15 protein-coding genes are annotated in these 17265 nt (G+C 49.3%); 13 read left to right on the top strand and 2 right to left on the bottom strand.

The genetic code is table 11. From position 1 onward, the window contains the following. Positions 1 to 18 precede the first annotated feature (18 nt). Together H6A32_RS05830 and H6A32_RS05835 are read right to left on the bottom strand one after the other, a co-directional pair. Positions 19 to 168 carry a hypothetical protein gene (locus H6A32_RS05830; protein WP_204863921.1) on the bottom strand — a complete coding sequence of 50 codons (150 nt, stop codon included), beginning with the start codon at positions 166 to 168 and terminating at the stop codon, positions 19 to 21. Then, positions 162 to 641, bottom strand: a complete 480-nt coding sequence (locus H6A32_RS05835; RefSeq protein ID WP_204863922.1) for a hypothetical protein — start codon at positions 639 to 641, stop codon at positions 162 to 164. The genes H6A32_RS05830 and H6A32_RS05835 overlap by 7 nt, the downstream gene beginning before the upstream one ends. Before the next feature lie 565 nt (positions 642 to 1206). On the opposite strand from H6A32_RS05835, the gene clpB reads away from it, so the two are divergent. The 13 genes from clpB to H6A32_RS05900 all read left to right on the top strand — a co-directional run bounded on the left by clpB (position 1207) and on the right by H6A32_RS05900 (position 17242). Further along, positions 1207 to 3825: an ATP-dependent chaperone ClpB gene (gene clpB, locus H6A32_RS05840; RefSeq protein WP_204863923.1), complete on the top strand. Its 2619-nt coding sequence runs from the start codon at positions 1207 to 1209 to the stop codon at positions 3823 to 3825. Between the two features lie 127 nt (positions 3826 to 3952). Beyond that, a complete protein-coding gene (locus H6A32_RS05845; RefSeq protein WP_204863924.1) occupies positions 3953 to 4834 on the top strand; it encodes a uroporphyrinogen decarboxylase family protein in 882 nt (293 codons plus the stop codon). Positions 4835 to 4870: 36 nt separating this feature from the next. Further along, complete coding sequence (locus H6A32_RS05850; RefSeq protein WP_087169274.1) at positions 4871 to 5521, top strand: corrinoid protein; 651 nt, start codon at positions 4871 to 4873, stop codon at positions 5519 to 5521. A gap of 21 nt (positions 5522 to 5542) precedes the next feature. After that, entirely contained in the window at positions 5543 to 6568 is a 1026-nt protein-coding gene (locus H6A32_RS05855; RefSeq protein ID WP_087253962.1) for a methylcobamide:CoM methyltransferase MtbA, read from the top strand. Beyond that, positions 6561 to 8105 (top strand): ASKHA domain-containing protein, encoded by a 1545-nt coding sequence (locus H6A32_RS05860; protein ID WP_087253966.1) that lies wholly within the window; start codon positions 6561 to 6563, stop codon positions 8103 to 8105. Before H6A32_RS05855 ends, H6A32_RS05860 begins: the two co-directional genes overlap by 8 nt. Positions 8106 to 8121: 16 nt before the next feature. Continuing rightward, positions 8122 to 9177, top strand: a complete 1056-nt coding sequence (locus tag H6A32_RS05865) for a uroporphyrinogen decarboxylase family protein (RefSeq protein ID WP_087253969.1) — start codon at positions 8122 to 8124, stop codon at positions 9175 to 9177. A gap of 111 nt (positions 9178 to 9288) precedes the next feature. Further along, positions 9289 to 10593: an ABC transporter substrate-binding protein gene (locus H6A32_RS05870; protein WP_087169278.1), complete on the top strand. Its 1305-nt coding sequence runs from the start codon at positions 9289 to 9291 to the stop codon at positions 10591 to 10593. Between the two features lie 33 nt (positions 10594 to 10626). Then, positions 10627 to 11514: a carbohydrate ABC transporter permease gene (locus H6A32_RS05875; RefSeq protein ID WP_087253972.1), complete on the top strand. Its 888-nt coding sequence runs from the start codon at positions 10627 to 10629 to the stop codon at positions 11512 to 11514. A 14-nt stretch (positions 11515 to 11528) separates the two neighbouring features. After that, the gene (locus H6A32_RS05880; protein ID WP_087253975.1) at positions 11529 to 12347 is read left to right on the top strand and encodes a carbohydrate ABC transporter permease; all 819 of its coding nucleotides are present in this window, start codon (positions 11529 to 11531) and stop codon (positions 12345 to 12347) included. A 96-nt stretch (positions 12348 to 12443) separates the two neighbouring features. Beyond that, positions 12444 to 13694: a DNA polymerase Y family protein gene (locus H6A32_RS05885; protein ID WP_204863925.1), complete on the top strand. Its 1251-nt coding sequence runs from the start codon at positions 12444 to 12446 to the stop codon at positions 13692 to 13694. A 68-nt stretch (positions 13695 to 13762) separates the two neighbouring features. After that, positions 13763 to 14974, top strand: a complete 1212-nt coding sequence (locus tag H6A32_RS05890) for an ATP-grasp domain-containing protein (protein WP_087169282.1) — start codon at positions 13763 to 13765, stop codon at positions 14972 to 14974. Positions 14975 to 14999: 25 nt separating this feature from the next. Continuing rightward, positions 15000 to 15701, top strand: a complete 702-nt coding sequence (locus H6A32_RS05895; RefSeq protein ID WP_191434707.1) for an aspartate/glutamate racemase family protein — start codon at positions 15000 to 15002, stop codon at positions 15699 to 15701. A 17-nt stretch (positions 15702 to 15718) separates the two neighbouring features. After that, complete coding sequence (locus H6A32_RS05900) at positions 15719 to 17242, top strand: Mur ligase family protein (RefSeq protein ID WP_204863926.1); 1524 nt, start codon at positions 15719 to 15721, stop codon at positions 17240 to 17242. Positions 17243 to 17265 lie beyond the last annotated feature (23 nt).

Here is a 17265-nt window from a genome sequence, read left to right on the forward strand (position 1 = left end):
ATCCGCACAGCCTTCGCTTTAGTCTACCGGAGATTCCCAGGTTTCCAGAATGGCATCCAGTTTCTCCTGGCTCAGTGAAATGATCCGGTGGTTTGCGTCAAAATAAGTTTTTTCAGAAACCGCGTTCATGAAGTCTTCGTAACAGACAGTACGCTGATCCTTCAGCATGAGATACCAGTCCTCAATCCCCTTGATCTGATCAAGAATAATATAAGGTTCTGTCGGCAGGACGGTCGGAAGATCTGCTTCAGATCCTCCAGAGCGCCCATGGATGCGTTCGCATCATTCTGCATCAATGTATCGATGTCACGTAGAGTTTGTGTCTGGCCTTCCAGAATAAACTGTTTTGTTTTCAGTGTGGTGCAAAGAAGCTTGACCACTTCATAGAAACGGCGGATTTCCGCTTTGCTGGTAGGAAGGCTGAGCTTCAGGGAAATTGCATTTTCGTTTACGGAAAGCTCCATCCCTCTCGCAAGTGTTTCCGGGTCATACAGAAGGGTACAGTTCCCGGTTTCACGCTCTATGAGCCGGAAATTTTCATCGGCGGTCCCATAAGACAAGCCGGACAGACGGATCACATCCTCCAGGGTCAACGGTTTTCTGAAAATAGATTTTTGACGGATCTCTACAGTTACGGACATAGGATCACCCCTGATTTCATTACACAATAAGGAAAGAAAGAGAACAATCGCAAAGCATTTCCCTGGCAGAACTGTAGTTCCGAGCGGTTTAGTACGGTTAGCTGATCGATTTTTGCTGTAAGAACCGTAGACACGGGCGATATAGTACGGTTGCCGGATCAAATTTCGCTGTAAGAACCGTAGACACGAGCGATATAGTACGGTTAGCTAGCCAGTTTTCGTTAAGAGAACCGTAGTTACATACGATTTACTACGGTTACCAGCTCGATTTTCGTTGTAAGCACCGTAGTCACCCACATTTTACTACGGTTCTAAAAGAGAGTTTCCTTGACAGAACCGTAGTTTTATCGCACAGGCGGATAACTGGCGATGATCTTCTAAGTCAGGTAAGAACTAGATAGTGAAAGAGCAGGAAATATAGAAAATTGAAACGAGAAAATTCAGAAAATTAGCACTCAAGTGTTGACAGTGCTAATAAAAAATGCTATTGTTATATCGTCGATAGAACAGACAAACAGAAACTGGAAATAGATTAAGAGAATTATTCGTAAGGAGGAAGAAAGGTATGAATATTAACAAATTCACACAAAATTCTATGCTTGCGGTACAGGGATGCGAGAAGATCGCAGATGATTACGGAAATCAGGAGATCGAGCAGGAGCATCTGCTTTATTCCCTGCTGGCACAGGATGGGAGCCTGATTCTGAAGCTGATGGAAAAGCTCGGGATTCAGAAAGAACTGCTGATTGAGCGTGTAGAGCAGGCGCTCAGGAAGCGTCCGAAGGTACAGGGCGGACAGCTCTATATCGGTCAGAATCTGAACAAGGTGCTGATCCATGCGGAGGATGAGGCAAAGCAGATGGGGGACGAATATGTTTCAGTAGAGCATATTTTCCTGGCACTTCTGAAGTACGCAAACCGTGAGGTAAAAGAGATTTTTAAAGAGTTCAGCATCAATCGGGAGAATTTCCTGCGGGTGCTTTCCGAAGTCAGAGGAAACCAGAGAGTAACAAGTGACAATCCGGAAGCGACCTATGATACGCTGAACAAATACGGGTATGATCTGGTGGAACGAGCCAGAGAGCAGAAACTGGATCCGGTCATCGGACGTGACGCCGAGATCCGGAATGTAGTCCGGATTCTTTCCCGTAAAACGAAGAATAACCCGGTGCTCATCGGTGAGCCGGGTGTCGGAAAGACCGCAGTTGTCGAAGGGCTGGCACAGCGGATCGTCCGGGGCGATGTTCCGGAAGGACTGAAAAATAAGCAGCTGTTTGCACTGGATATGGGTGCGCTGGTAGCAGGAGCAAAATACAGAGGTGAATTTGAGGAACGTTTAAAAGCGGTTCTCGAGGAAGTCAAAAACAGCGACGGAGAGATCATTCTCTTCATCGATGAGCTGCACACGATCGTGGGAGCAGGAAAGACGGAAGGCTCCATGGATGCCGGCAATATGTTAAAGCCGATGCTGGCAAGAGGCGAGCTTCACTGTATCGGAGCCACCACGTTGGATGAATATCGGGAGTACATTGAAAAAGACGCTGCTCTGGAGCGGCGGTTCCAGCCGGTAATGGTAGATGAGCCGACAGTGGAGGATGCCATTTCCATTCTTCGTGGACTGAAAGAGCGGTATGAAGTCTTCCATGGTGTAAAGATTACAGACAGTGCCCTGGTAGCGGCGGCAACCTTGTCAAACCGTTACATCTCCGACCGTTTCCTGCCGGACAAGGCGATCGACCTGGTGGATGAGGCATGTGCATTGATCAAGACGGAGCTGGATTCCATGCCGACCGAGCTTGACGAGCTTAGAAGAAGGACGATGCAGCTGGAGATCGAGGAAGCAGCTCTTAAGAAAGAAGACGACCGGTTAAGTCAGGAGCGTCTTGTAAAACTGCAGCAGGAGCTGGCGGAAAACAGAGAAGAATTTGCCAAACAGAAAGCCCAGTGGGATAATGAAAAATCATCTCTGGAGCGGGTACACCGTCTCCGTGAAGAGATTGAAAGTGTCAACCAGGAGATTCAGAAAGCACAGAGCAGCTACGATCTGGAGAAGGCGGCAGAGCTTCAGTACGGCCGTCTCCCGCAGCTGAAAAAACAGCTGGAGGAAGAAGAAGCAAAGGTCAAAGATGAAGACATGTCCCTGGTACACGAAAGTGTGACAGAAGAAGAAATTGCGAAGATTGTTTCCAGATGGACCGGAATTCCGGTAGCCAAGTTAAATGAAAGTGAGCGGAGCAAGACTCTTCACCTGGATGAGCAGCTTCATAAACGGGTGATCGGACAGGACGAAGGTGTTACCAAAGTGACAGAAGCTATCATCCGTTCCAAAGCGGGTATCAAAGACCCGACAAAGCCGATCGGATCCTTCCTGTTCCTTGGACCTACCGGAGTCGGAAAGACGGAGCTTGCCAAGGCACTGGCGGAAAGCCTGTTTGACGATGAAAAGAACATGGTTCGTATTGATATGAGTGAGTATATGGAGAAATATTCCGTGTCCCGACTGATCGGAGCACCTCCGGGATATGTCGGATATGACGAAGGCGGACAGCTCACAGAGGCAGTCCGGAGAAAACCGTATTCGGTTGTCCTATTTGATGAGGTGGAAAAGGCACATCCGGATGTATTCAACGTCCTCCTGCAGGTACTGGATGACGGGCGGATCACGGACTCTCAGGGACGGACGGTAGACTTTAAGAATACCATCCTGATCATGACATCCAATATCGGTTCTGCCCACCTGCTGGAAGGAATCGATGAGAACGGAAACATCCGCCCGGAAAATGAAGAGCTTGTTATGAACGAACTGAAAGCGCATTTCCGTCCGGAATTTCTGAACCGTCTGGATGAGATCATCATGTTCCGTCCGCTGACGAAAGAAAACATTACCGGAATTGTTGATCTGCTTGTCAAAGATGTCAATAAACGTCTGGCAGACCGGGATCTGCACATTGAACTGACAAAGGATGCCAAGAAGCACATTGTCGAGGGCGGCTACGATCCGATGTACGGCGCAAGACCGCTGAAACGGTATCTGCAGAAATATGTGGAAACCCTTGCAGCCAAGCTGATCCTGGAAGGAAATGTCGGATCCGGCGATACGATCATTATCGATGAAAAGGACGGAGAACTGACAGCAGGTACCGGAGGACGGGTACCGATGGAATATCAGGAAAACGACAACTAACAGAGAATCAGGGGCGGTACTTATAGAGTACCGTCTCTTTTTTTGCGCGTTTATAGGAAATATCTATTAGAGCAGCCGGAGCATTTGTGATACCTTATTGTTAACACAAAAGAAAGCGAGACAGGATATGATTCGGGATTATGCGTGCAGACCGGAAGCATCGGATCAGGGGATTGCCGGTCTGATCCGGGAATACGATCTTCCGGTTCCGGAAATATATAAAAAGAGAGAACAGATGATCAAAGCTGCAGTGCTGGAAAGAGAGAAACGGAAGAAACCATTCTGTACGTTGCCTTTTGACCATACGCTGGAGGCAGAGAATATGGGCGGGAGCATCCGTTATGGAAATGAGAAAGCAGGACCGAGGGCGGCTGCCCCGGTCTGCAGTTCTTTGGAGGAACTTTCTTTTCTCTCCCGGATGGATCCGGAAAGCGGCAGAATGGCAGAAACACTGGCGGCGTGCCGAATGCTCAGAGAGCAGGGAGAGGAAGTGGTATTTCAGATGTCCGGACCTTACACGATCTGGAATACGCTGATTGAACTGAAACAGGTCTTTAAGGCCGTCAGAAAAACACCGGAACAGGTGGAAGCGCTGTTTCAGAAGCTGGAGGAGGATCTGCTCGGCCTGCTTCTGGAAGTGAAGAAAAACGGTGTACGGATGGTCAGTTACGCAGATTCCGCAGGAGGGCTTTCTATTCTTGGTCCCCGTATGTTAGAATGGACAACAGACGTGTTTACGGCACCATTTCTGCGAAAAGCAGAGCACATCCTTGGACAGGAGATGGTGATGATTCTTTGTCCGAAGACAGCCTGTGCGCTGGAAGACACCGGATCTGCGGTGAGAGAGGAGATTGCCCTGCCGGAAGAGATGACGTATCAGAAAGCCTGCATCTATGCAGCAGGGAAAGCCCGGTTTCCGGCTCAGATGTGTATCAATGGCGGCGGGAGCGTGCTGAAAAGCAAAACATTACAGGTGATCAGGCTTTGCCGGAATGAAATAGAGGAGTAATAGCGAAGACGCCGGGAGGCGAAAAGGAGGAACAACATGAGTTCAAAGGAAGAATTATTAAAACGGATGTCCGACGGCGTGGTGGACATGGAAGAAGATGATGTGGCTGAGGCCGCGCAGGAATTTATCGATGCGGGATACCCGGCACTGGAAGGAATCATGGACGGGCTGATTGACGGAATGAACCGGACAAGCGTTCTGTTTGAAGAGGAAGAGTATTTCGTGACCGATGTCCTGCTCTGCTCGGACGCCATGTACGCAGGATTAAACGTATTAAAACCGCATCTCCCGGAGGAAGACCCGGAGAGCAAAAAGAAAGCGGTGATCGGCGTTGTAGAAGGAGATACCCACGATATTGGAAAAAATCTGGTTAAGATTATGATGGAGACGGCCGGTTTTGAGATGGTGGATCTTGGAAGAGACGTGCCGCTCCAGAAGTTTGTGGATACGGCAAAGGAGACCCGCGCGGATCTGGTCTGCCTGTCCACGCTGATGACAACGACCATGAGCGGAATGAAGACAGTTATTGATCTGCTCAAAGAGGCCGGTATCCGGGATGAGGTCAAAGTAATGATCGGAGGGGGACCGGTATCCAAGAACTTCGCGGATAAAATCGGTGCCGACGGCTATTCGCAGAATGCAGTGGAGGCAGTGCGCCTTGCGAAAAGTCTGCTCAACATCGCATAACAGAAAGAAGAGGGAAAAGAAATGCTGACACCAAAAGAACGACTGAAAACGGTACTTTCCGGAAAGAAGGCGGACCGTACGCCGTGTATCTGCCCGGGCGGTATGATGAATATGATTACCGAAGAGCTGATGAAAACGGTTCAGATCTATCTGCCGCAGGCGCATACAGATGCCAGGATGATGGCGGGTCTTGCAAAGGCGGTCTACGAACAGGGATGCTTTGAAAATTACGGCGTGCCGTTCTGTATGACGATTGAGGCGGAGGAGCTGGGGGCCGGGGTGGATATGGGATCCAGTGCCTACGAGCCGCATGTGACAGAATACGTGATCGGGACAGTGAGTGACTGGGAAAAGCTCCCAAAACTCGATGTGACGAAAGGAAGGGCAAAGGTAGTTCTGGATGCTCTGGGGATTCTGAAAGAAGAGGGAGACGCTGTGCCGATCGTAGGAAATCTCACCGGTCCGGTCAGTACGGCAAGCTCGGTGATGGAACCGGTCGTCTTTTATAAAGAACTTCGGAAAAAGAACGCGGACGCGCATGCGTTCATGCAGTTTGTGACAGACCAGCTGATCCGGTTCGGGCAGGCACAGATTGAAGCGGGGGCGGACGTGATTGCCATTTCCGACCCAAGCGCAACCGGGGAAATTCTGGGGCCAAAATATTTTCGGGAATTTACAGTCCGGTACGTAAACCAGATTGTGGATGCCATGAAGGAGGCAGGTGCGCAGACGATTGTGCATATCTGCGGCCACATGAATCCGGTGTACAAAGAGGTGGACGAAATCCACAGCGATGCACTGAGCTTTGATTCCGTCGTACCGATGAAAGAAGCAAGAGAAGAGCTGAAAGGCCGGACACTGATGGGAAATGTCAGCACCTACACACTGGAATTCGGGGATCCGGACAAGGTGGAGACACTGGCGAAAAACTGTGTCAAAAACGGATCTGACATCATTGCCCCGGCATGCGGACTGGGAATGCGCTCACCCCTTGTCAACATCCGCGCCATCCTCCAGGCGGTGAGAGAGGAGGAGAATCATGCCTGAAATCAGAGTAAAAGGAAGCGAAAAAGCCATTCTTTGTGAGAACGGAGCCAATCTGTTACAGACCCTCTTAAAGGAGGGCTTTTTTGTGGACAATCCATGCAACGGAAATGGGACATGTGGAAAGTGTAAAGTCAGAATCCTTTCCGGAGACGAGCCTGGCATCCGGCTTTCCTGCCTGGTAGAGGTGACGGAAGATATGGAGGTGGAGCTTCTTGGAACAGAAAAGGAAGGAAAGGTGCTCACTTCCGGCTATGTTCCGGAATTTGAAAAGGAATTCCGGGACGGATACGGAATTGCGATGGATATCGGTACGACAACGGCGGCGTTGGATCTGGTGAGACTCTCCGATGGAGAAGTACTGGGCCAGGCGTCCATGCTGAATGCCCAGAAGCAGTTTGGCCAGGACGTGCTGACACGGATCACCTATGAGTACGACCACCCGGATACCGGGATTGCGGACCTTCAGCGGGCAGTCGTGGAGTCTTTGAATGAAGAGATCCGGCAGCTCTGCGAAAAAGCCGGTATCGAAAAAGAGGAGATCCGGGAGATAGATGTGGCGGCAAACTGTACGATGATGCATATGCTGCTCGGAGTAGATGCAAGATCCATCGGACGCGCGCCGTACCGGCCGGAATTTACAAAAGCACAGAAATTAAAGGCGGCCGGGATCGGCCTGTGGGCAGGGGAAGAGACCATGCTCTACTGCCTGCCGTCGGTTTCTGCCTATATCGGTGCGGATATCGTGGCAGGCGTGCGGGTCTGCGGCCTGCATGAGGAAACGGAGAAGGTGCTTTTTATCGATATCGGCACGAACGGAGAGATTGTCCTTGCAGGCGGAGGACATCTGCTCAGCTGTTCCTGCGCGGCGGGGCCTGCGCTGGAAGGAATGAATATCAGCTGCGGAATGAGGGCGGCGGACGGAGCGGTGGAGGATGTCCGGATCACCGAAGACGGAATCCGGCTTACTACAATCGGAGACGGAGAGCCGGAAGGACTTTGCGGAAGCGGAATCCTGGCAGCGGTCAAAGAGCTTCTCCGTACCGGACTTGTCAAAAAGACCGGAGTTTTTGTCAAAAAGGATGCTCTGGATCCGGAAGATTACCGCTATGATCTGATCCGTCTGAACGGTACCAAACGGGAGCTGATTCTTGATGACGAACGGGATCTGTTCATCACACAGGGGGATGTCCGCCAGGTACAGCTTGCAAAAGGAGCGATTCTCTCCGGGTTTACCGCCCTTTTGAAAAAGGCGGGGATCGAGATGAAGGATCTGCAAAAAGTACTGATTGCCGGGCAGTTCGGAGCCCATCTTCCGGCAGAGTTCCTCACCGGTGTGGGAATCCTGCCAGAAGAGGTGGAGGACCGCCTTGTCTATGTGGGCAATTCTTCCAAGACCGGAGCCTACATGACATTGATGTCAGAGACGATGAAGCAGGAGATGGAAGCACTGGCGGAGAAAATCGAATATATGGAACTTGCCGAGACAGAAAATTACGAACGGATTTTTACGGAAAGCATGATCTTTCCGGGAAACTGACGGAGGTGAAAAGCAGATGAAAGCAGAACCGAACAGACGGGATCAGATGACACCCCATGAAAGAAGGCTTGCCATGGAGAAAGGGGAAAGGACAGACCGGATTCCGGTGATTCCTTTTATCGGAGAGATTTCCGGCCGCCTGACAGGGACATCGAGCCGGGAGTACTGGCACGATGCAGGGAAAATGGTGGAGGCGGAGATTGCGGCCTTTAACCGGCTGGGACACGACGAACTCAGCCTCGGCCCGAATACGTGCGGGATTCTGGAGGCCCTTGGAGGGAACGTTGTCTACCCGGAGGAGGGAATGCCTTACTTTGAAGGAAGATATCTGACAGACTACCGGATGCTGGACGGGATGGAGCCGGTACGTCCGGAACAGTCGAAGCGCCTGCTGTTTTTCCGGGAGGCGCTGGAACGGATGAAAAAGGCGGCGGACGGAGTCGTGGATGTGGCCCCGAGTATCGGCGGCCCGTTTACGATTGCTGCCAATTTACGAGGCGTGGAATATTTTCTTCGTGATTTGAGAAAGGAGCCGGAACAGGTGAAGCGTCTGCTGCGCCTTGTGACCGATTCCATGAAGAACTGCGTGGACATGATCGCGCCTTATGCAGACGGTCTTCGGATGGCAGATCCGGTGGCATCCCCGGCACTGATCTCTCCGAAATATTTCCGGGAGATGGTTTATCCTTATCTTGTAGAGATCATGGAGTATGCCGACGGGAAAATCGGGCAAAAGCCGTCCCTTCACATCTGCGGAAATACGAGAAAAGTATGGGATTATTTCCGGGAGATGCCGATCCGTGCCATCAGTCTTGACAACATTATGGATCTGGAAGAAGCAAAACAGGAACTGGGCGGCCGGATGACGATTGTAGGAAATATCCCTCCGGTGGAATGTCTCCTGCATGGCTCGGAAGAGGAACTTCGTAAAGAAATCCGGGAAGAGGTACAAAAAGCAGCGGGAAGTTCGAAAGGATATATCAGTGCCAGCGGATGCGATGTGCCGTACCAGACCGATTTTGCCATGCTGGATAGCTGGATGGATGAAATCCGTAAGATTTCCGGCTTATAGAAAATGCCTATGTCCATATAGAAATTATTGATTTGTGGAAATAACAAACTGCGTGATATCATAAACGATGATATATATTGTAACTTTTTATAAGATACAGGAGGAGAGAACATGAAAAAGAAATTAGTGAGTGTACTGCTTTGTACAGCCATGGTCACAGGACTTCTCGCAGGATGCGGAGGGGGATCCGATGATAAGGGCGGAAGCAGCGACGGAGGAAAAGAGACGATCACCATGTGGTGCCCTCCGCTTGATGACAACATGCTGGAAAACTGGGAGCCGCTTTTAGAAGACTTCAAAGAGGAAAATAACTGTGAAATCGATATCCAGATTCAGCCTTGGGAAAACTATGAAGAAAAATGGTCCACAGGCGCGGCATCAGGTGAACTGCCGGACATCGGATATATGTATGCGGAGATGTTCCCTACTTACATCGATTCCGGAGCCGTGGCGGACATGAGTGAATACATTACGGATGAAGACAGAGAAGAATATCTCTATCTGGATCATGGGTACATGATGGACGGACAGTACGGATTTCCGATTGTAACAGGAGTACCGTTTGTTCTTTACTATAACGAAGACATTCTGAATTCCCTTGGCGAACAGCCGCCGGAGACATGGGAAGACTTCGCGCGCATCTGTGAAAAAGCAACACAGGATACAGACGGTGACGGCAAGGTTGATCAGTACGGATATGCAGTCGGATTCAATAATGGAAGCATGAACATGCTTTACCTTCTGAACGCATATTTTTACAGCTTGTTGTGGCAGGCAGGAACAGATATCTACAACGATGACTATAAGACTGTGAAATTCAACGATGAAGCAGGTGTAGAGGCAGCGGAATTCTTCTATAGCCTGAAAGACTATATGCCGGAGAACATGATGTCTCTTGCGGCTGAGGATGCATTTTCTACAATCTTCGGACAGGGAAAAGCGGCGTTCGGAGTAACACGTTCTTCCGCAATTCAGGAGACACTGTTTGCAGAGTCCTATCCGGATCTGAACTGGAACTATGTTACATCCTTAAAGAATAAAGATTATGGTACATTCGGAGCAACAGACTGTCTGACTTTATCTTCACAGGCGGAAAATCCGGAACTTTGCATGAAGCTGATCAAGTACATCACAGGATCCGAGTTCATGACAGAGTACCACAAGATTGCTTCCGGCGCTCCGCTGACAAAGAGTGAGCAGTACCAGGGAGATCCGAAGATGGAACGAATTGTAACTGAAGACAGAGATAAATACCGTCCGCTTCAGGTAGGACCTTGCGGAAGCGATATTCTTCAGAACCTTGCAAGCGAGCTTCAGGGAATGATGGAAGGAAGCAAGAGCCCTCAGGAAGCAATGGACGATGCTGCCCAGTACGCGAATCAGGCTCTGGATGAATATTGGGCTGATAAAGAATAAACCGGCTTTGGCGGTTACAGAAAAGGAGCAGAGATGAAAAAAAGGAGAAAGTTTTTATCCACCATCGCGCCCTACGGGTACGTGATGCCGATCAGCCTGATTCTTCTGACCTTCGTGGTCGGATCTGTCGTGATCTCGCTGATCTTCAGTTTTACAAAATACAACCTGCTTCTGGATCCGGAGTTCATTCAGTTTGATAATTATAAAAGGATGCTGACAGATCCGAAGATGCATCTGGCTGTTATAAATACACTGAAAGTCATGGTACTGGTAGTTCCTCTGCAGGTAGTATTATCTGTACTGTTTTCCGTGCTGGTAGCATCCAGAAAGCATACTCTGATCGGTAAAATTGCCAAGGCGGCAATCTTTATTCCGGTGATTTCATCCAATGCGGTCGTCGGTACTGTATGGAAAACAATGTTGAATGCAAGAATTCCGGTACTTTCGGATCTGCTGGATCTTTTCGGTATCGATACCGCAATGCTTCTTGGAAGCAGTACCACTGCAATCGTTACGGTGTCCATGATCATGGTGTGGAAAAGCTTTGGATACTATATGGTACTGAATCTCGCGACACTTCTGTCCATACCGGACAGTTACTATGAGGCTGCAAAGGTGGATGGAGGCGGAACACTTCAGCGGTTCCGGTACATTACTCTTCCACTGATGAAACCGGCGATTATCATGGATGTATTTTTAAGCGTGGTCAGCTCACTGCAGAGCTTTGAACTGATTTATACAATGACCGGAGGCGGTCCGGCAAATTCCACTATGACGATGGTATTTTATGCGTACAATCTGACATTTAAAACCGGAAAGGCCGGATATGCCATGGCGGTATCCAATGTGCTGTTCCTGCTTGTTCTGGCAGTCATGGTGCTGCAAAAAGGATTCATGAAGCGGGAAGCTTCGGAAATATAGAGGGGAGGAAGAGCATGAAAGGAAAGAAAAAAATACCGGGATTTCTTGGTGATCTTCTTCTGCTTGCGACAGCGGTATTCTGTGTGCTTCCATTTATCTACATGATTCTGATGTCATTGAAAAGCACGGTGAATGCCTATGATTTCAGTTTCAGTTTGTCCGAAGCAACACTGGAACAGTATATTAAGATTTTTACCAAAAACAATTTTTTGCAGTATCTGACTAACAGTGTGATTGTGTCATTTGGGGGAGTTGCCCTGACACTGCTCTGCAGCTGTCTGGCTGGATATTCATTTGCAAAGCTGAAGTTTAGAGGAAATGACAAGATTTTCTTTTTTCTGATGATGACGATGGTTGTACCTTCGGAAGTGATTATTGTACCACTGTACCTGATTGTCCGTGGATTTGACTGGATTAATACATTCCGGGCGCTGATCCTGCCGCTCCCGACGGCGTTTGGGGTTTTTATCATGCGGCAGGCAATCATCGGGGTTCCAAAAGAGCTGATTGAGTCTGCAAAACTGGACGGCGCCGGTGATATGAAGATTTTATGGAGAGTGATCCTTCCGCTTGTGAAGTCTTCCATGATGACACTTGCCATTTTCACTTTTGTAGGTGCATGGAATAACTTTATCTGGCCGCTGGTTGCAACAACGGAGGATTCCATGCGGACGCTGCCTCTTGCCATCAGCACGATGAAAACAGCCTATGATTCGGATGTAGGGCTGACTATGGCAGGTGCAGCAGTGACCTTCCTTCCGCCGTTTATCTTTTATCTGATTTTACAGTCGAAATTCGAAGAGGGAATCACCATCAGCGGAATGAAGGGATAACCGCCTGGGAAAAGAATAGAAAAGAAGCAGGATTTTGCTGGAATCCTGCTTCTTTTGCTGTTACCATAGAAGCAGAAGAGAAAGGCGGCGAAGAGGATGAGACGGATTATTTTTCATATTGATGTGAATTCCGCGTATTTAAGCTGGACGGCAATCGAATACTTAAAAAGAGGGGATGAGGAGGATATCCGCGATATTCCGTGCATCATCGGAGGCGACAGAAAGTCAAGGCACGGGGTTGTCCTCGCCAAGTCCATCCCTGCAAAGGCCTACGGCATCCGCACCGGGGAGCCGGTCGTGTCGGCCATCAAAAAATGTCCGACCCTTCGGATGGAGCCGCCGGATCACAAGATGTACGCAAGGTACAGCAGGAATCTGATGGATCTTCTGCGAAGCTACACGCCGGACATCGAGCAGCTCAGCATCGACGAATGTTTCCTCGATTTTACCGGCATCGCCCACCAGTTTGCCACACCGATTGACGCGGCTTTTGAGATCAAGAACCGGATCCGGGAGGAGTTTGGGTTTACCGTGAATATCGGGATTTCCACCAACAAGCTGCTGGCAAAGATGGCCTCCGATTTTGAAAAGCCGGACCGGGTGCACACTCTGTTCCCGGAGGAGATCGAGGAGAAAATGTGGCCGCTTTCCGTTTCGGAGCTTTACATGGCGGGAAAGGCAAGCGTGGAAGTGCTGAAAAAGCTGGAAATCCGTACTATCGGGGAGCTGGCTCATGCGGATCCGGATTATCTGGAGATCCATCTGAAAAGCCACGGCAGGCTTCTGTGGGAATTTGCGAACGGACAGGGGGATGACGTTGTCCGGTCCGAAGGGGAAGAGGCAAAGGGGATCGGAAATTCCACCACCCTTTCCGAGGATGTCGAGACAGAAGAAGAGGCGAGGAAAGTACTTCTGATGCTTTCCGAAAGTGTCGGAGGGAGACTGCGGAAGGCGGGAAAGAAGGCCGGAAGCATCACTGTGGAAATCCGGTATGCCACCTTTCAGAATGTCTCCCATCAGATGCAGATTTCACCACCCACACAGTCGGATTCCATTCTCTATCAGAAAGCGTGCGTTCTTTTTCATGAGCTGTGGAACGGGATGCCCATCCGTCTGCTTGGAATCCGGACTGCAAAACTGGAAGAAGAGAGCGCTCCGCAGCAGATGAATCTTTTCGATTATCTGGAGACGATACAGGAAACACAGAAACAGCCAAAGAGGAAGGACGAAAAGCATCAGAAGCTGGATCAGGCCCTGGATCAGATCCGGAAGAAATTCGGTGACGATGCGGTGATGCGTGCCGCTTTTCTGAAAAAAGAGGAAAAGGACCCGAAAGAGCAGGGATAGCGTTTGACAGCGGTTTCCTGGAGGGTTATAATAAAACGACGTGAAACAGGAGAAAAGAGGAAAAAACTATGGAATTTGTGTCAAGAGAATTCATACCGGTTCTGCTTGGCGGTGACATCAACACGTACAGTGTGGCGCGCGCCTTCTATGAGCAGTATCAGGTAAAGACGTATATTTTTGGAAAATATCCGACCGGACCGAGCTACCAGAGCAGGATGATCGAGTACCGGGCCAATCCAAAGATTGATACGGATGACTATTTTCTGAAAACCGTACATGCCTTTGCACGGAAACATAAAGATAAAAAGATTGTACTGATCGGCTGCGGAGACAGCTATGTAGCGCTGATCAGTAAGCATAAAGCGGAGCTTGACGATAACATTATTGCCCCGTATATTGATTTTGACCTGATGAACAGCCTTCAGCAGAAGGAGACCTTCTATAAGCTTTGTGAGAAGCACGGGGTAGACTATCCTGGAACCTTTGTTTATAAGAACGGCATGTCTATGGATTTTACCATCGACTTCCCGTACCCGGTGATCTTAAAGCCGTCCGACAGTATCAAATACTGGGAGCATCCGTTTGACACCCAGAAGAAGGTTTACACGATCCGGTCCAGACAGGAGTTAAACAGCGTCATCAAAGAGATCTACGATGCGGGATACGATGATGACCTGATTATCCAGGATATGATTCCGGGAAATGACGAGTACATGCGTGTGCTGACTTCCTATTCCGACAAAAACGGAAAGGTGAAAATGATGTGTCTGGGACATGTACTGTTAGAGGAGCACACACCGCACGGACTTGGAAATCATGCGGTGATCATCACCGAGCCGAATCAGGAGCTGATGAAGCGGGTAAGAAATCTTCTGGAGGATCTGCACTATGTAGGATTTTCCAATTTCGATATCAAGTACGACAGACGGGACGGAAAGTACAAGTTTTTCGAGATCAACACAAGACAGGGACGGAGTAACTACTATGTGACCGGTTCCGGGTTCAATGTTGCAAAATATATTGTAGAAGAATATGTGTACGGAAAAGAACTGAAGTTTGAGACTGCAAAGGAAGAGCACCTCTGGATGGTTGTTCCGAAGGCGGTCGCATTCAAATATGTCAAAGATCCGGAGTCAAAAGCGAAGATGAAGAAACTGATCAAAGCAGGAAAGATGGTCAACCCGGTCTTCAAGAAGGGAGATCTTGGATGGCCGAGACTTTACCGGATGCTGCGGACACATTTCAGCCACTTTATCAAATTCAGGAAGTACTACAGCTAGAAGGCTGGAAATGACAGGAGGAGCCATGAAGAAAAAATTAGGGGTAATCGGCGGCATGGGACCGGAGGCAACCGCATATTTTTACGAGGAAGTGATCCGGCATACGAAAGCGGACTGTGACCAGGACCATCTGGACATGACCATCTTAAGCCATGCTTCCATGCCGGACCGGACGAAAGCGATCCAGACGGGAGAAAGCCGGAAGCTTCTGCAGGCGATGGCTGAAGATATCCGGATCATGGAAGCGGTCGGTGCGGCCAATCTTGCAATTCCATGCAACACCTCGCATTATTTTTATGACCAGATTCAGGAAATGACAGACATTCCGATCATCCACATGCCGAGGGAGACGATCCGCTACGCAAAAAGCCATTATGAAAATGTAAAGCGGATCGGAATCATGGGGACGGACGGAACGGTATCTGCCGGTATTTACCGGAAAGAGTGCGAAGCTTTGGGAATCGAGGAGATTGTGCCGTCGGAAAAAAGACAAAAAGACGTCATGTCTCTGATCTACGATGATGTCAAAGCCGGAAAAAAAGGAGATTATCAGAAATTTGAGCGGGTGATGGAAGAGTTCATCAAAAAGGACTGCGACGTGGTGATTCTGGCATGTACGGAGATTTCGGTCTTTAAAAAAGATCACGTACTGCCGGAGATCTGCCTGGATGCCATGGATGTGCTGATCCGGGAGTCCATCGTAAGGTCCGGGGCCTGCTATCAATAAAGAAAAGGAGAAAACAGATGTCACAGAGGAAAAGCGATACCTTGAAAACATATGCGGATCTGATGGAGGAGTGCGGTCTTCTTGTAAAAGCAGAGTTCTTCGGACAGGAAGACAGTCATCCGGAGGTGCTGACCTATGACTCACGGGAAGTGACGAAAAATACGATGTTCATCTGCAAAGGTGCTGCATTTAAGGAAGAGTATCTGACTTCCGCCGTGGAAAAGGGAGCAATCCTTTATATCAGTGAGAAAGAGTACGATACCGGGAAGGATATCCCGTATATTCTTGTAAAAGATATCCGTAAGGCAATGGCAGTACTGGCAGATGTCTTCTACGGTTCCGCATGGAAAGAGCTTACCGTGACCGGAATCGGCGGAACAAAAGGAAAATCCACTTCCGCATACTACATGAAGTCGGTTGTGGATGATTATATGAAAGAGATCGGGAAACCGGAGAGCGCGGTCATTTCTTCCATCGATATCTATGACGGTGTCAGCAGAGTGGAGTCCCACATCACAACACCGGAGGCGGTAGAGCTTCAGCGCCATTTCCGGAACGCGGTGGACAGCGGAATTACTTTTGCGGAGATGGAAGTATCCAGCCAGGCGCTCAAATACAACCGGGTGGACAGGATGCGCTTTGATGTTGGAATCTTTTTAAATATTTCAGAAGACCATATCAGTCCGATTGAGCATCCGGATTTTGAGGATTACTTTACATCCAAGATGAAAATGTTTGCCCAGACCGATCATGCGGTAGTCAACCTGGACGCGGACTTTTCAGACCGGATTCTGGAAGCCGCCAGGGCGGCAGGCGACCTGACCACGTTCAGCCAGAAAGATGAGGGGGCAGACTACTTTGCGTACAACATCCGGAAAGACGGACATGAGACGAAGTTTTCCGTACGTTCCAAAGACGGGGAGGAAGATTATGTCCTGACCATGCCGGGCCTGTTTAATGTGGAAAACGCGGTGGCAGTCATTGCGGCGGCAAAGATTCTTGGCATTCCGGATTCCTGCATTCATTCAGGACTGGAAAAAGCAAGATCCAGCGGACGGATGGAGCTTTACGCAAGCAGGGACAAAAAGATCATTGCCATTGTCGATTATGCCCACAACAAGCTCAGCTTTGAAAAGCTGTTCTCCTCTACGAAGGAGGAATATCCGGACTACGCCATCAAGTCGGTGTTCGGATGCCCGGGAAAGAAAGCCTACATCCGGAGAAAGGATCTGGGAACTATCGCGGGACAGTATTCCGAAAAGGTGTATCTGGCGGCGGAAGATCCTGGATATGAGCCGGTGGAAGAGATTTCCGGCGATATCGCCCAGTATGTGAAAGCCCAGAACTGTCCGTATGTGATGATCGAAGACCGTGGGGAAGCCATCCGTACAGCGATCGAGGAGTCAGAGGACAAGACCGTGATCCTTGTGACAGGAAAGGGAAATGAGACACGTCAGAAGTACGGAAGTGAGTACATCGACTGCCCGTCCGACGTGGAATATGTGAAAAAATATCTGGAGATTTACGACCAGACTCATTAAAGAAAAATGCCGGGGATGTGCTT

Source organism: Drancourtella massiliensis (genome assembly GCF_016900655.1).
GTDB lineage: Bacteria > Bacillota > Clostridia > Lachnospirales > Lachnospiraceae > Sellimonas > Sellimonas catena.

Excerpts from the sequence above, each read along its gene's own strand:
- H6A32_RS05830 (WP_204863921.1), bottom strand. The coding sequence starts at position 168 with ATGCTGAAGGATCAGCGTACTGTCTGTTACGAAGACTTCATGAACGCG.
- H6A32_RS05835 (WP_204863922.1), bottom strand. The coding sequence starts at position 641 with ATGTCCGTAACTGTAGAGATCCGTCAAAAATCTATTTTCAGAAAACCG.
- clpB (WP_204863923.1), top strand. The coding sequence starts at position 1,207 with ATGAATATTAACAAATTCACACAAAATTCTATGCTTGCGGTACAGGGA.
- H6A32_RS05845 (WP_204863924.1), top strand. The coding sequence starts at position 3,953 with ATGATTCGGGATTATGCGTGCAGACCGGAAGCATCGGATCAGGGGATT.
- H6A32_RS05850 (WP_087169274.1), top strand. The coding sequence starts at position 4,871 with ATGAGTTCAAAGGAAGAATTATTAAAACGGATGTCCGACGGCGTGGTG.
- H6A32_RS05855 (WP_087253962.1), top strand. The coding sequence starts at position 5,543 with ATGCTGACACCAAAAGAACGACTGAAAACGGTACTTTCCGGAAAGAAG.
- H6A32_RS05860 (WP_087253966.1), top strand. The coding sequence starts at position 6,561 with ATGCCTGAAATCAGAGTAAAAGGAAGCGAAAAAGCCATTCTTTGTGAG.
- H6A32_RS05865 (WP_087253969.1), top strand. The coding sequence starts at position 8,122 with ATGAAAGCAGAACCGAACAGACGGGATCAGATGACACCCCATGAAAGA.
- H6A32_RS05870 (WP_087169278.1), top strand. The coding sequence starts at position 9,289 with ATGAAAAAGAAATTAGTGAGTGTACTGCTTTGTACAGCCATGGTCACA.
- H6A32_RS05875 (WP_087253972.1), top strand. The coding sequence starts at position 10,627 with ATGAAAAAAAGGAGAAAGTTTTTATCCACCATCGCGCCCTACGGGTAC.
- H6A32_RS05880 (WP_087253975.1), top strand. The coding sequence starts at position 11,529 with ATGAAAGGAAAGAAAAAAATACCGGGATTTCTTGGTGATCTTCTTCTG.
- H6A32_RS05885 (WP_204863925.1), top strand. The coding sequence starts at position 12,444 with ATGAGACGGATTATTTTTCATATTGATGTGAATTCCGCGTATTTAAGC.
- H6A32_RS05890 (WP_087169282.1), top strand. The coding sequence starts at position 13,763 with ATGGAATTTGTGTCAAGAGAATTCATACCGGTTCTGCTTGGCGGTGAC.
- H6A32_RS05895 (WP_191434707.1), top strand. The coding sequence starts at position 15,000 with ATGAAGAAAAAATTAGGGGTAATCGGCGGCATGGGACCGGAGGCAACC.
- H6A32_RS05900 (WP_204863926.1), top strand. The coding sequence starts at position 15,719 with ATGTCACAGAGGAAAAGCGATACCTTGAAAACATATGCGGATCTGATG.